Source organism: Chelatococcus composti (genome assembly GCF_014201415.1).
GTDB lineage: Bacteria > Pseudomonadota > Alphaproteobacteria > Rhizobiales > Beijerinckiaceae > Chelatococcus_A > Chelatococcus_A composti.
This window is the reverse complement of the sequence record NZ_JACHEH010000002.1, coordinates 474,790-487,616: the sequence shown is the minus strand read 5'-3', so window position 1 is coordinate 487,616 and position 12,827 is coordinate 474,790. Positions and strand designations below refer to the sequence as shown.

The following is a 12,827-nucleotide window of genomic DNA, read 5'->3' as shown; positions in this document are numbered from 1 at the left end:
ATGGGCAAATGGCTCACTGGCGCAGGAACCGCCGTGGATCGGCGCCAAGGACGAGGCAAAGGATGCCGTACAGTCCGAGACCGGCGAGGCAGATGGCGCCGAGGGTGACCATGCCCGCAAGGGTGCCGGGAGCCAGCCAGCCTCCCGCCCATGTCGCAAGGCCGGCTACGGCCACTGCCATGAGGGCGCTCGCCAGCGCGAGCCGCAGGATGCGCCCCCACTCGAGCCGCGTCGCGGCCCGCCGCACGGCTGGCGAGAGGAGAAGGAACGCCGCATTCGCCATGAGCCCGGCAGACATGGCGAGCGAGACGCCGGTGGCACCGGGCTGGCCACCCAGGAGAAGCCCCGCGCCCAGGGTGGCGACGATGCCGCCGAGCGTGGCGACGACGGGCACCCGCATCTCGCCCTCGGCAATGGCCGCCTGCATGAAGACGCGCGCCAGCGCCGCCGCCGGCAGGCCGACGGCGAGAGCCTTCAGCGCGCCCGCCGTCATGGCCGCGTCCCCGGTGGTAAAGGCGCCGCGCACGAACAGCACCGCCGCCATCGGCTCGGCGAGGACGAGAAATGCCGCCGCCGCCGGCAGCGACAGGGCGAGCGCCGCCTCTCCCGCACGGGCGACCATGGCCAGGCGCGCATCCGTCCCGGCCGAACGGGCAACGACCTCGGGCAGGACAACCATGCCGGCCGCGAGCGACACGAAGGAAAGCGGCAACTGGACAAGTCGCTCGGCGTAGTAGAACCAGGACACCGCCGAAGGTATGGCCGAGGCGAGCTGGGTTGCCGCGACGGCGATGAGCTGCGGGGCGGCGTTGGCCACCAGGGCCGGGCCGCTCAGCGCGAAGAGCCATCCCATGTCCGGGCTCCAGCGTGGCCGGGCAAGACCCGGCCATACCGGGCGGCAGGCCGCCATAACGGCACCGAGCTGGACAAGGCCGGAGAGGCCGACGCCGCACGCGAGCCAGATCGCCGCCCGGGCCTCATCCAGCGCAAGGCCGGCAAGCACGGCGAGGAAAGCGAGGAGCACGCCATTGGCCGCCACCGACACCGCGGCGACGGCGGCAAAGCGCCGCCGGGCTGACAGCAGGGCCGTCAGGAGCGCGGCGACCAGCGAAAGGCCAATGAAGGGCGCGCAGAGGCGCAGGTATGACGCGGCGAGCACCAGGCGCTCGTCCTCGCCCGCATAGCCGGCCGCCAGCAGCATGACGACGAACGGCGCGAAAAGTATGACCGCCGCGACGACGGCGGCGCCGAAAAGGGCCGTCGCGACGATCGATTCGGCAGCGAAACGGGATGCCGCCACCGCGCCCTTCTCGCTCTCGATGCGGGCGAGCAGCGGCACGAAAGCCCCGTTGAGCCCGCCATCGGCGAGGACGCGGCGAACGAGGTTCGGCACCCGGAAGGCGACGAGGAAGGCATCGGCCACCGGGCCGGCGCCGAGGACGGCGGCGATGGCGACGTCTCGCACGAAGCCGAGGATGCGCGAGCCGGCCGCGCCGAGGCCGACGAGCAGCCCTGCGCGGGGCAGCCGGGAGGTCGCTTCGCCCTGCGCGACGCTCACCGTCGCGGCCCGCGCTCGATCGATTCGGTTCCGAACCGATCAGAGGATGAAGCGGCTGAGGTCAGCATTCTGGGCGAGCTCCCCGACTTCACGGCGCACGTAGTCGCCGTCGATCGTAACCCTCTCGCCGCTGCGGTCGGGCGCCGTGAAGGAGATGTCGTCCAGCACCCGCTCGATAACGGTCTGCAGGCGGCGGGCGCCGATGTTCTCGACGGTCCGGTTCACCTCGACGGCGATGTGGGCGATGGCGTCGATTGCATCGTCTGTGAAGACAAGTTCCACGCCCTCGGTCGCCATCATGGCGACCGCCTGCTTGATGAGGCTCGCCTCCGTTTCCGTCAGAATGCGCCGGAAGTCGGCCTCATCGAGCGACGACAGCTCGACACGGATGGGCAGGCGACCCTGCAGCTCCGGCAGCAGGTCCGAGGGCTTCGCCACGTGGAAGGCGCCCGAGGCGATAAACAGGATGTGGTCGGTTTTCACTGCACCGTGCTTGGTCGAGACCGTCGTGCCCTCGATAAGAGGCAGGAGGTCACGCTGCACGCCCTCGCGCGAGACGTCGGCGCCGCCGCGGCCCTCGCGGGCGCAGATCTTGTCAATCTCGTCGAGGAAGACGATGCCGTTGTTCTCGACCTCGCGGATGGCCTCCTGCACGATCTGGTCTTGGTCGATGAGCTTGTCGCTTTCCTCCGCCACCAGAGGCTCGTAGGCGTCGCGCACGGTCACGCGCCGGGGCTTGGTGCGGGTGCCAAAGCCCTTGCCGAAGATGTCCCCGAGCGAGATGGCGCCGACGGAGGCGCCGGGCATGCCGGGCAGCTCGAACATGGGCAGTCCGGTGCTCTGCACCTGCAGCTCGATCTCGATCTCCTTGTCGTCGAGCTCTCCGGCCCGCAGCTTCCGGCGGAAGGCATCGCGCGTTGCCTGGCTGGCGGTGGTCCCGACCAGGGCGTCGAGCACCCGCTCTTCGGCGGCAAGCTGGGCCTTGGCCTGCACGTCCTTGCGCCGCGCCTGCCTGACGAGGGCGATGCCGACCTCGAGCAGGTCGCGCACGATCTGCTCGACGTCGCGACCGACATAGCCGACCTCGGTGAACTTGGTGGCCTCGACCTTGAGGAAGGGCGCATTGGCGAGCCGCGCAAGGCGGCGCGAGATTTCCGTTTTGCCGCAGCCGGTGGGGCCGATCATGAGGATGTTCTTGGGCAGCACCTCCTCGCGCAGCGGGCCCTGGAGCTGCTGGCGCCGCCAGCGGTTGCGCAGCGCGATGGCCACGGCGCGCTTGGCCTCCCTCTGCCCGACGATGTAGCGGTCGAGCTCGGAAACGATCTCGCGGGGGGAAAAGTTGGTCATTGCTGTCCTCGTTGCGCCGCGCCGTCGCGGCCCATGAGCGGCCCGCGGCCGAACGCCGTGTTTCTGTCCTGCGGCGGCCGAACGTTCACCTTCTTACCGACCCGGTCGGCTGCCGCCTCGGTGCCGGACATGCCTCAGGCGTTCTCCAGCGTTTCGATCACGATGTTGCCGTTGGTGTAGACGCAGATGTCGGCCGCGATGGCGAGCGAGCGGCGCACGATCTCCTCGGCGTCGTGGGGACTGTCAGCGAGCGCGCGGGCCGCCGCCAGCGCATAGTTGCCGCCTGAGCCGATGGCCATGATGGACGCCCCGTGGATCGCCTCCGGCTCCAGCACGTCGCCCGTGCCCGAGAGCAGGAGGCCGATATTCTTGTCCGCCACCAGCATCATCGCCTCGAGGCGGCGCAGGTAGCGGTCGGTGCGCCAGTCCTTGGCAAGCTCGACGCAGGCGCGCATCAGCTGGCCCGGAAACTGGTCGAGCTTGGCCTCCAGCCGCTCGAAGAGGGTGAAGGCATCCGCCGTCGCGCCGGCGAAGCCGCCGATGACCGAGCCCTTGGCGAGACGGCGGACCTTGCGGGCATTGCCCTTGATCACCGTCTGGCCGAGGCTCACCTGACCGTCGCCGCCGATCACGGTGCGCCCGTCCTTTCGGACCATGAGGATGGTCGTCGCGTGAAACTGCCCGTCCGCCGCTGTCTGCATCAAGCTCACCATTTTCTCGTGCCGGGTTCCGGCCGATCATCCTGCAACGTCGCCTTCATGTAGGCGTTTTTCGCCCGTCGGCCAACGCCAGCCGCGACACATGGACTGGTGACAAGCCGGCGCACGAAGCGCAGGGTGGCGCCGCGCGACGTCGCTTGCTAGAAGGCGTGCGCCGCGCCAGCGGCTCTGATGGAGATGAGTATTCACATGCGCACCGCCAGCGTATCGCGCCGCACGAGCGAGACGGACGTTTCGGTGAAACTTGCCCTCGACGGCACGGGCAAGGCCGAGATCGCGACCGGGGTCGGCTTTCTGGACCACATGCTCGACCTGCTCGCGCGCCATGCGCTCTTCGACCTCTCCATCTCCGTCAAGGGCGACACGCATGTCGACGACCACCACACGGTGGAGGACAGCGCCATCGCCCTCGGCCAGGCCTTCGCGCAGGCCCTCGGCGACAAGCGCGGCATCGCGCGCTATGCGGACGTCCACCTGCCCATGGACGAGACGCTGACGCGCGTCGCGCTCGATATCTCGGGCCGGCCGTTCCTCGTCTTCCGCACCACCTTCGCCCGCGACAAGATCGGCACCTTCGACACGGAGCTGGTGCGGGAGTGGTTCCAGGCCTTCGCCATGAACGCCGGCATCACGCTGCACGTGGAGACGCTCTACGGCGAGAATCAGCACCATATCGCCGAGAGCTGCTTCAAGGGCCTCGCCCGCGCGCTGCGCCGGGCGGTGGCGGTCGATCCGCGCGAGGAGGGCCGTGTGCCCTCGACCAAGGGATCCCTGTAGAGGACGCCATGGCGGTCTATACATTACACGTGCCGGCGGGCGCGAAACCGGGCGATGCCCGCGCGCTCGAGGAGGCGGTCGTCGTCAAGGACGGCATCGCCTGGTGGACGCTCGTCTTCCCGCTTCTCTGGTTCCTTTGGAACCGGCTGTGGCTCGGCGCCCTCACCGCCTTTTCGGCCATGGTCTTCGTCACCCTCGCGGAGCGCGTCTTCAACCTCTCGCCGGGGGCAACCATGCTGCTCGGCCTCCTGTTCGTGCTGCTTCTCGCGCTCGAGGCCAACGGCTTCCGGCGCCGGGCGCTGGAGCGTCGCGGCTTCTCCATGGTCGATGCGGTCGTTGCCGACAGTCTCGAGAGCGCGGAGGCGCGTGCCTTCGCCCGCTGGCTGTCGCGGGAGACGCCGACGCCGGCACCACGCAGTCCCCTCGCTGTACCCGCGGCCATGCCGTTCCCGGCACGCGAGGTGCCGGTCATCGGCCTCTTTCCCGAGACGGAGCGCAGGCCATGAGCGTGGCGCCGACCATCGCCATCATCGACTATGGCTCCGGCAACCTGCATTCGGCGCATAAGGCCTTCGAGCGCGCCGCCCGGGAAGCCGGCAGTGACGCGAGCGTGATCGTCACCGACGACCCCGAGCGGGTCCGCCGGGCCGAGCGCATCGTGCTGCCCGGCGTCGGCGCCTTTGCCGACTGCCGCCGCGGACTCGATGCCGTGCCCGGCATGGTCGAGGCGCTCGAGGAGACGGTGCGCGGCCGCGGCCGCCCTTTCCTCGGCATCTGCGTCGGCATGCAGCTTCTCGCCACGCGCGGCCTCGAATACGAGACGACCGACGGGCTCAACTGGATCGGCGGTGATGTCGCGCCGATTGCGCCGACCGATCCCTCGCTCAAGATCCCGCACATGGGCTGGAACACGCTCGAGGTGCGGCGTGCCCATCCGCTTCTTTCCGGCATCCCGACGGGACCGGACGGCTGGCACGCCTATTTCGTCCATTCCTACGCGCTGTCGCCGACGAACACGGACGATCTCGTCGCGGTGACCGACTATGGCGGCCCGGTGACGGCCATCGTCGCTCGCGACAATATCGCCGGCACGCAGTTTCACCCGGAGAAGAGCCAGAAGCTCGGTCTCGCCCTCATCCAGAACTTCATCGGTTGGCGTCCGTGATCCTGTTTCCCGCTATTGATCTCAAGGAAGGCCGGTGCGTGCGCCTCGTCCAGGGCGACATGGACAAGGCCACCGTCTTCAACGACGACCCTGCCGACCAGGCAGCGCGTTTTGCGGAGCAGGGCTTCGAGTGGCTGCATGTGGTCGACCTCGACGGCGCCTTCGCCGGCCGGCCGATGAACGCCGCGGCGGTCGACGCCATCCTCGCGCGTGTCTCGCTGCCGGTGCAGCTCGGCGGCGGCATCCGCGACCTGCGCACCGTGGAAGCCTGGCTCGAGAAGGGTGTCCGCCGCGTCATCATCGGCACGGCTGCCGTGCGGGATCCCGACTTCGTGCGCGAGGCGGCCCGGCGTCATCCCGGTGCGGTCGCCGTGGGCATCGACGCGCGTGACGGGCGCGTGGCGATGGAAGGCTGGGCACAGACCTCGGAAATGACGGCGGAGGAGCTCGGCCGCCGCTTCGAGGATGCTGGCGTTGCCGCCATTATCTACACGGACATCGCGCGCGACGGCATCCTCACCGGGCTCAACATCGAGGCGACGCTGCGGCTCGCCGAGGCGGTGTCGATCCCCGTGATCGCCTCGGGCGGGCTTGCCTCGATCGAGGACGTGCGGCGGCTGCTCGCGCCCGATTGTGCGAAGATCGCCGGCGCCATCAGCGGGCGGGCCCTCTACGACGGGCGGCTCGATCCGGCCGAGGCCCAGGCGCTGATCCGCGCGGCCCGTGCATCCGGAGCGGTTTGATGCTCAAGATCCGCGTCATCCCCTGCCTCGATGTCAAGGACGGTCGCGTCGTCAAGGGCGTGAAGTTCCTGGACCTGCGCGACGCGGGCGACCCTGTGGAATGCGCCATCGCCTACGACGCGGCAGGCGCGGACGAGCTGTGCTTCCTCGACATCACGGCGAGCCACGAGAACCGCGGCATCCTTCTCGACGTGGTGCAGCGGACGGCGGAAGCCTGCTTCATGCCGCTCACCGTCGGCGGCGGCGTGCGCACCGTGGACGACATCCGCGCCCTGCTGCTCGCCGGCGCCGACAAGGTGTCGATCAACACGGCCGCGGTGAAGAATCGCAGCTTCGTGAAGGAAGCGGCGGAGAAGTTCGGCGACCAGTGCATTGTCGTCGCCATCGACGCCAAGAGCACGGGTCCCGGCCGCTGGGAGATCTTCACCCACGGCGGACGCAATGCCACCGGCATCGACGCCGTCGCCTATGCACGCGAGGTCGTTTCGCTCGGCGCCGGCGAACTGCTCGTCACCTCCATGGACAAGGACGGCACGCGCTCGGGCTATGATCTCGCCCTGATGCGCGCCATTGCGGACGCTGTGCCCGTGCCCGTCATCGCCTCGGGCGGAGTCGGCACCCTGGACGACCTCGTGGCGGGCGTGCGCGAGGGCCATGCGAGCGCGGTGCTTGCGGCCTCCATCTTCCATTTCGGCCAGCACAGCGTCGGCGAGGCCAAGCGCCACATGGCCGCAGCCGGCCTGCCCATGCGCCTCGACACCTGAGCCGGAGGGCCCGCCATGAGCGGCACTGTTCCAAGCGCCTTCTCCCTCGACGACCTCGCCCGCATCGTGGCCGAGCGTGCCAAGGCGAGCCCGGACGAATCCTATACCGCCAGGCTTGTCAGCGAGGGACAGGGACGGGCGGCCAAGAAGCTGGGCGAGGAAGCGGTCGAGACCGTGATCGCCGCCATCGAGGGCGACAGGAAGCAGCTCGTCGCGGAGGCTGCCGACCTGCTCTATCATCTGATGGTCGTACTTCATGCCGGCGGCGTGCCGTTGCAGGATGTGCTGCAGGAACTGGCGCGCCGCACCGCACAATCGGGCCTTGCGGAGAAGGCGTCCCGGCAGAAGTAGGGACCGCCGGCCTTGCCGGACGGGAGACGCACATGGACAAGCCCGTGGCTGGCCTTGCGCCGCTGGAAGACAACCTCTCGCCCTACCGCGTCTTCACGCGCGAGGAATGGGCAAGGCTGCGCGCCGACACGCCGTTGACGCTCACCGCCGAGGAGGTGGTGCGCCTGCAATCGCTCAACGATCCGATCTCGCTGGCCGAGGTCGCTGCCATCTACCTGCCCCTGTCGCGCTTGCTATCGCTCTATGTGGCTGCAACTCAAGGGCTTTTTCGCGCGACCCAGCGCTTCCTCCTGGCCGAGGAGGAAGCGAAGGTGCCCTATATCATCGGCATCGCCGGCTCGGTCGCGGCCGGCAAGTCGACAACGGCGCGCGTGCTGCAGGCCCTTCTCGCCCGCTGGCCGAACACGCCCAAGGTCGACCTCGTGACGACCGACGGCTTCCTCCTGCCCAACGCCGAGCTCACGCGCCTCAACCTCATGGAGCGCAAGGGCTTTCCCGAGAGCTACGACACCCAGGCGCTGCTGCGCTTTCTCGCCGACATCAAGGCCGGCAAGCGCAATGTCTCGGCGCCGGTCTATTCGCATCTCATCTATGACGTGGTGCCCGGCGAGCGGGTGATCATCGACCGGCCGGACATCCTCATCGTCGAGGGGCTCAACGTGCTGCAGCCGGCCCGCCTGCCGCGCGACGGCAAGGCCATTCCATTCGTCTCGGACTATTTCGACTTCTCGATCTATGTCGATGCGGACGAGGAGCTGCTGCACAAGTGGTACGTGCGGCGGTTCATGCGCCTGCGCGAGACCGCCTTCCGCGATCCGAAATCCTACTTCCGCAAGTATGCGGACGTAAGCGAGGAGGAGGCACTGGCCACCGCCGAACGGTTGTGGACGCGGATCAACCTCGTCAACCTGCGCGAGAACATCGTGCCGACGCGCCAGCGCTCCAGTCTCATCCTGCGCAAGGGCGAGGATCACCGCATCGAGGAAGTGGCGCTGAGGCGGCTCTAGCAGCCGGGCGGATGCGCCCGGCCTTCCGTTTCACGTGAATCAGCCCGTTTGCCGGCCATCCCGCCGCCACCAGCTCCGCCGGCGCCTGTAGGACGGGGCTCAGTCCACCAGCAGGCCGTTCTCGATCGCCATGTCCTTCAGGCTGCGCTGCGGACGGGCGCCGAGATGCTGGATGACCTCAGCCGCGGCGAGCGCGCCGAGACGGGCGCAGGTACGGTAATCGTAGGCACGGGCGAGACCGAAGAGGAAGCCTGCGGCGAACAGATCTCCGGCGCCGGTCGTGTCGACCACCCTGTCGACAGGGAAAGCCGGCACCGCCGCCGTCTCTTCCCGCTCGACAACGAGGCAGCCCTTTTCCGAGCGCGTGACGATGCCGAGCGTGCCCTCGCGCCGGAAGGCGGCGACCGCCGTGTCGAAATCGGCGGTCTGGTAGAGGCTCTTCAGCTCGTGCTCGTTGGCGAAGACGATGTCGACCTTCCCGTTGCGGATCAGGCCCAGGAACTCGTCGCGATAGCGGTCGACACAGAAGGAATCGGACAGCGTGATGGCGACGCGGCCTTCGGCGGCGTGGGCGATGTCGGCCGCCTTGACGAAGGCTTCCTTGGCGGCTGGCGGATCCCACAGATAGCCCTCGAGATAGACAATGCCCGAGGCTTCCACCGTCTCGCGCTCGATGTCGGCCGGCGTGAGGTTCTGGCAGGCGCCGAGATAGGTGTTCATTGTACGCTCGCCGTCCGGCGTCACCAGGATCATGCTGCGCGCCGTGGCCGGGCCGTCGACGGCCGGCGCCGTCGGGAAGTGGATGCCGAGCGCCCGGATGTCGTGCGTGAAGCGCCCGCCGAGCTCGTCGGTCCTGACCTTGCCGATGAAGGCGCCGCGCCCGCCGAAGGAGGCGAGCCCGGCTACCGTGTTCGCCGCGCAGCCGCCCGAGACGATCACCGCCGGGCCCATGGCCTGGTAGAGAGCCTCCGCCCGCGGCTCGTCGACCAGGATCATCGCGCCTTTTTGCACATTCTGGCTGATGAGGAAGGCCTCGTCCGTATGGGCGATGATGTCGACGATGGCATTGCCGATACCGAGCACGTCGTAGCGATGTTTGGACATGGGAGACTTTCGGAAAGAGCCGGGAACCGGGCTCCGCTTTGCCTTCTCGACGACGGGCGGTCAAGCCGCCGGACCTGACCTGCGCCTGCGGGCCGCATCGAGAACGGCGTCAATGGCGCCGATCTCCTCCTCGTTCAGGTGCGCGATCTCGCCAGCCAGCCGGTTGGCGACAGCCGTGGCACGAGGCGACAGACCGGTGGTGTCGATGACGCAGCGCGGTGCCGAGAGCTCGGCGAGCCGCTGCAACTCGTCCGCCTCGTCCCAGATCACGTTGAAATACTGGATGATGGCCTGCAGCAGCGGCCAGCTCGGCCGGCCCCGCTTGCCGTGCTCGAGTGCCGAGAGATAGGCGCTGGAGACGCCAAGCGCCTCGGCCATCTGCTTGAGCGTCACCCCCCGCTCTGCCCTCATGGCCCGCACGCGCTCGCCAAAGGGGGTCATGGCATGCCTCCCGGGGTCTTGCGCCGTCGCAGGCGGACATAGAGGGCGCCAGCGCCACCGTGGGCGCGGCCCGCCTCCTCGAATCCCAGCACGACAAAGCGCAGGTCGGGCAGGGACAGCCACTGTGGCACGAGACGTCGCAGCACGCCGCGCTCACCGCCGAAAAGGTCTGGCGGCTGCGCTCCGCCGCCGCCCTTGCCGGTGACGACGATGACGAGCTGGCTGCCTCGGGCCTGCTCGCGCAGCAGGAAGGCCCGAAGCGCCGCATGCGCCTCGCTCTGGCGCAGGCCGTGCAGGTCGATCTTCGCATCCACGGTACGGGTGCCGCGGTTGAGCGCCTGGCGCAGGCGTCGCTCCAGCGGGGCGAGCGGCAGCGTCTTGGCCTTGAGACCGCGGCCGCCGGGCCCTGTCTCTCCAGTGCGCAGTGCCATCGTTGCTGTCGCCGCCTCCGCCGGCGGCGGGGGCGGCGGTTTCGGCGGCTCGGCCACAGGTAGGGAGCGGCCGGGCAGGGGCTTCACGTCCCGCAGCACATGCTGCCAGAGGGACAGTTCGGCCTCGTTGAGCTCACGCCGACGGCGACTGCTCATGGCCGCGCCCCTCCCTCGAGGGGAAGGCTGTCCTTCGGCAGCAGCACGACGAAAGCGGAGGGAGCGTGGCGCACGACGCCGGCCGCCTTGCCCGCCGCCGCCCCGCTGCCGAAGAAGATATCGGCCCGCGCCGGCCCCCGGATCGCGGCGCCCGTATCCTGCGCGATGAACAGGCGACGCATCGGCCGCAGCGTCTCGCTGTCTGGCTCCGGAAGCTCGGCTTCCAGCCAGACCGGCAGGCCGTAGGGCCAGAGCGTACGGTCAACGGCGAGGCTGCGGCCGGGAACAAGCTGCGTCATGCCTGCGCCGAGCGGCCCGGCGGCAGGATCAAGTTCGTCCGCCCGGCGAAAGAAAATGTAGGAACGGTTCTCGCGCATCAGCCGGCGGCCGGCCTCCGGGTTGGCCCTCAGCCAGGCAACGAGCGCCGGCGCCGTCATTTGCTCCGGCGGAATGCCCGTTTCCGCCACGACGAGCTTGCCCAGCGACGAATAGGGATGGCCGTTGCGCCCGGCGTAGGCGACGCGCACCACGTCCTTCGGGCCGGGGCCGATCCGCACCCGCGCCGAACCCTGAACGTGGATGAAGAAAGCGTCGACCCAGTCGAGATAGACGAGCGGGCGCGCCCGCACGCCGAGGGCACCGTCCTCGATCGCGGCGCGGTCGTGATAGGGGACGAGTCCATCCGGCGTGCGGCGAGCGGCCGTAAGGCCGGCAAGATGCGCCGGGACAGCGCGCTCATCGAGCGGCACAAGATCGTCGGGAAGAGCCAGAAGCGGCGTCGAGAAGCGCTCGGTGGGTTGCAGCGAGCCCTGCACTTCCGGCTCGAAATAGCCGGTAAGGAAGCCCTCTCCGCCCCGCGGCTCGACCCGGTAGGGAACGAAATGGGCTTCGAAGAAGGCCCGTGCCTCGGCGTCGTCCGGTGCGGCAGGCAGACGCAGCGCCGCCGCACAGGCCGGTGCGAGGGCGTCGACCGGAAATCCCGTCGCCTGCCAGGCGGCGGTCTCTGCCAGGACGTCGCACGAGCGACGAAAGGCGGCAAACGCCAGTGCCTGCCGGTCGGTTCGCCAGCCGGTCAGATCGGCATAGGAGCGTTCGATGAGGCGCGCGGAACCGAGCACGTTCGGCCCGGCGACGGCGCCTCCTGCCGGGGCAGCGACGGCGGCAAGGACGGGCAGCAACCGTCCGGCAGCCACGACGAGCCGGGATACGGTGCGTACCCCAGAGGCAAGGACACGGTTCGCTGACTGGCGACCAGGGCTCATTGCCCCGATTCAGTTGCGACAAGCAGCCAGTTGGGGTCACGCGCGCCGAGAGTGCGCGAGAAGGTCCAGACATCGACGACGTCGGCCACGGTTTCGGGGTCGCCGTCGATAACCTTGCCGTCCTTGTCGCGCGTGGCCGTGATGAGCTTCGACAGGAAGCGCACCGTGATCTGGGCCGCCTTGCCGCGCACCTCCACCTGCTCGACCTTGGCATCGTCGATGGAGACGAAAGTGGTCTCCACCTTCTCGCCACGCGTCTCGCGGTCGGCAATGGCCTTCTCGAACCCCTCATAGACGTCGCGAGACAGCAGCCCCTTGAGCGTCTTGCGATCGCCGGCGGCGAAGCTGGTGACGATCATTTCGTAGGCGAGGCGCGCACCTTCCAGGAACTTGCGGGCATCGAACTGCGGTTCGACAGCGGCAATAGCATCGAAACCGCGCGCGGTGGCCGAGCCCTCTTCCGCCACGCCGGCCCAGCGATCCGGCCGCGTCTGGGCGCCGACCTCGGTCACGCCCCCGCGGTCGTTGGCCGCGCCGGGAAGGCGCACCACGTTATCCTCCCCGGTCGGCTTCGCCTGTTCGCGGCGAGCGAAGGGGTCGTGCGGCGGACGCTCGTTGCCGGTTCGCTGGCCGAGGACGGAACGCAGCCGCCAGATGACGAATACGGCCAGGGCGAGAAAGACAATCGTCGTGATGTCGAAAGTGTCCTGCATGGCCTCTCTGTCGTTTCAAGCCCTGGGCAAGCCTCGCCTACCCGTTCGTCCAGCGTCCGTGCGAAAATGATAATCACCTTCGCATATGGGGGCGAGCGCTCCTAACATCCACCCCGCGTGCGGACAAGTCCGCGACCGCCAGCGTGAGTTGCCTTGTTTGCCATGGGCTTCCGTGCTAGCCCGCACAGGCTCAACAAAACGGTCGTCCTGACGCAGAGTGCGAGCATCCGGTTCTGTCCGCCGGGGTCGTCCCTTCGGGCGGGTCCACGGAGGGCCCGGCTACTGTGAA

General features: G+C 69.0%; 16 protein-coding genes. 7 read left to right on the top strand and 9 right to left on the bottom strand.

Annotated features, from left to right (window positions below):
• Nucleotides 1-13: 13 nt before the first annotated feature.
• The 4 genes from murJ to hslV are packed head-to-tail and all read right to left on the bottom strand — an operon-like array spanning nucleotide 14 to nucleotide 3,606.
• Nucleotides 14-1,558, bottom strand: a complete 1,545-nt coding sequence (murJ, locus tag HNQ73_RS05555) for a murein biosynthesis integral membrane protein MurJ (protein WP_183333062.1) — start codon at nucleotides 1,556-1,558, stop codon at nucleotides 14-16.
• A 39-nt stretch (nucleotides 1,559-1,597) separates the two neighbouring features.
• Nucleotides 1,598-2,905, bottom strand: a complete 1,308-nt coding sequence (hslU, locus tag HNQ73_RS05550; protein ID WP_183333060.1) for an ATP-dependent protease ATPase subunit HslU — start codon at nucleotides 2,903-2,905, stop codon at nucleotides 1,598-1,600.
• Complete coding sequence (locus tag HNQ73_RS18060; protein WP_276513665.1) at nucleotides 2,902-3,036, bottom strand: hypothetical protein; 135 nt, start codon at nucleotides 3,034-3,036, stop codon at nucleotides 2,902-2,904. Before HNQ73_RS18060 ends, hslU begins: the two co-directional genes overlap by 4 nt.
• Before the next feature lie 3 nt (nucleotides 3,037-3,039).
• Nucleotides 3,040-3,606 (bottom strand): ATP-dependent protease subunit HslV, encoded by a 567-nt coding sequence (hslV, locus tag HNQ73_RS05545; protein ID WP_183333058.1) that lies wholly within the window; start codon nucleotides 3,604-3,606, stop codon nucleotides 3,040-3,042.
• A 207-nt stretch (nucleotides 3,607-3,813) separates the two neighbouring features.
• Here hslV and hisB point away from each other — a divergent pair, with 207 nt between their 5' ends.
• The 7 genes from hisB to coaA are packed head-to-tail and all read left to right on the top strand — an operon-like array spanning nucleotide 3,814 to nucleotide 8,431.
• A complete protein-coding gene (gene hisB, locus HNQ73_RS05540) occupies nucleotides 3,814-4,401 on the top strand; it encodes an imidazoleglycerol-phosphate dehydratase HisB (protein WP_183333057.1) in 588 nt (195 codons plus the stop codon).
• An 8-nt stretch (nucleotides 4,402-4,409) separates the two neighbouring features.
• Nucleotides 4,410-4,907, top strand: coding sequence for a DUF2628 domain-containing protein (locus tag HNQ73_RS05535; protein WP_183333055.1), 498 nt, complete (start codon nucleotides 4,410-4,412; stop codon nucleotides 4,905-4,907).
• Nucleotides 4,904-5,566: an imidazole glycerol phosphate synthase subunit HisH gene (hisH, locus tag HNQ73_RS05530; protein WP_183333053.1), complete on the top strand. Its 663-nt coding sequence runs from the start codon at nucleotides 4,904-4,906 to the stop codon at nucleotides 5,564-5,566. Before HNQ73_RS05535 ends, hisH begins: the two co-directional genes overlap by 4 nt.
• Nucleotides 5,554-6,309, top strand: a complete 756-nt coding sequence (hisA, locus tag HNQ73_RS05525) for a 1-(5-phosphoribosyl)-5-[(5-phosphoribosylamino)methylideneamino]imidazole-4-carboxamide isomerase (RefSeq protein WP_183333051.1) — start codon at nucleotides 5,554-5,556, stop codon at nucleotides 6,307-6,309. The genes hisH and hisA overlap by 13 nt, the downstream gene beginning before the upstream one ends.
• Nucleotides 6,309-7,073 (top strand): imidazole glycerol phosphate synthase subunit HisF, encoded by a 765-nt coding sequence (gene hisF / locus HNQ73_RS05520; RefSeq protein ID WP_183333049.1) that lies wholly within the window; start codon nucleotides 6,309-6,311, stop codon nucleotides 7,071-7,073. The genes hisA and hisF overlap by 1 nt, the downstream gene beginning before the upstream one ends.
• Before the next feature lie 15 nt (nucleotides 7,074-7,088).
• Nucleotides 7,089-7,424: a phosphoribosyl-ATP diphosphatase gene (locus HNQ73_RS05515; RefSeq protein WP_183333047.1), complete on the top strand. Its 336-nt coding sequence runs from the start codon at nucleotides 7,089-7,091 to the stop codon at nucleotides 7,422-7,424.
• Nucleotides 7,425-7,456: 32 nt separating this feature from the next.
• Nucleotides 7,457-8,431 carry a type I pantothenate kinase gene (coaA, locus tag HNQ73_RS05510; RefSeq protein ID WP_183333045.1) on the top strand — a complete coding sequence of 325 codons (975 nt, stop codon included), beginning with the start codon at nucleotides 7,457-7,459 and terminating at the stop codon, nucleotides 8,429-8,431.
• A gap of 99 nt (nucleotides 8,432-8,530) precedes the next feature.
• Here coaA and HNQ73_RS05505 read toward each other — a convergent pair whose 3' ends face one another.
• From HNQ73_RS05505 to HNQ73_RS05485, 5 genes are read right to left on the bottom strand one after another with little or no spacing between them, the layout of a single operon-like run.
• The gene (locus HNQ73_RS05505; protein WP_183333043.1) at nucleotides 8,531-9,535 is read right to left on the bottom strand and encodes an adenosine kinase; all 1,005 of its coding nucleotides are present in this window, start codon (nucleotides 9,533-9,535) and stop codon (nucleotides 8,531-8,533) included.
• 60 nt (nucleotides 9,536-9,595) lie between these two features.
• Nucleotides 9,596-9,976 (bottom strand): helix-turn-helix domain-containing protein, encoded by a 381-nt coding sequence (locus tag HNQ73_RS05500; protein ID WP_183333041.1) that lies wholly within the window; start codon nucleotides 9,974-9,976, stop codon nucleotides 9,596-9,598.
• Complete coding sequence (locus HNQ73_RS05495) at nucleotides 9,973-10,563, bottom strand: Smr/MutS family protein (RefSeq protein ID WP_183333039.1); 591 nt, start codon at nucleotides 10,561-10,563, stop codon at nucleotides 9,973-9,975. The genes HNQ73_RS05500 and HNQ73_RS05495 overlap by 4 nt, the downstream gene beginning before the upstream one ends.
• Nucleotides 10,560-11,825: a murein transglycosylase A gene (gene mltA, locus HNQ73_RS05490; RefSeq protein ID WP_183333037.1), complete on the bottom strand. Its 1,266-nt coding sequence runs from the start codon at nucleotides 11,823-11,825 to the stop codon at nucleotides 10,560-10,562. The genes HNQ73_RS05495 and mltA overlap by 4 nt, the downstream gene beginning before the upstream one ends.
• The gene (locus tag HNQ73_RS05485) at nucleotides 11,822-12,538 is read right to left on the bottom strand and encodes a Tim44/TimA family putative adaptor protein (protein ID WP_183333035.1); all 717 of its coding nucleotides are present in this window, start codon (nucleotides 12,536-12,538) and stop codon (nucleotides 11,822-11,824) included. The genes mltA and HNQ73_RS05485 overlap by 4 nt, the downstream gene beginning before the upstream one ends.
• Between the last annotated feature and the right edge of the window lie 289 nt (nucleotides 12,539-12,827).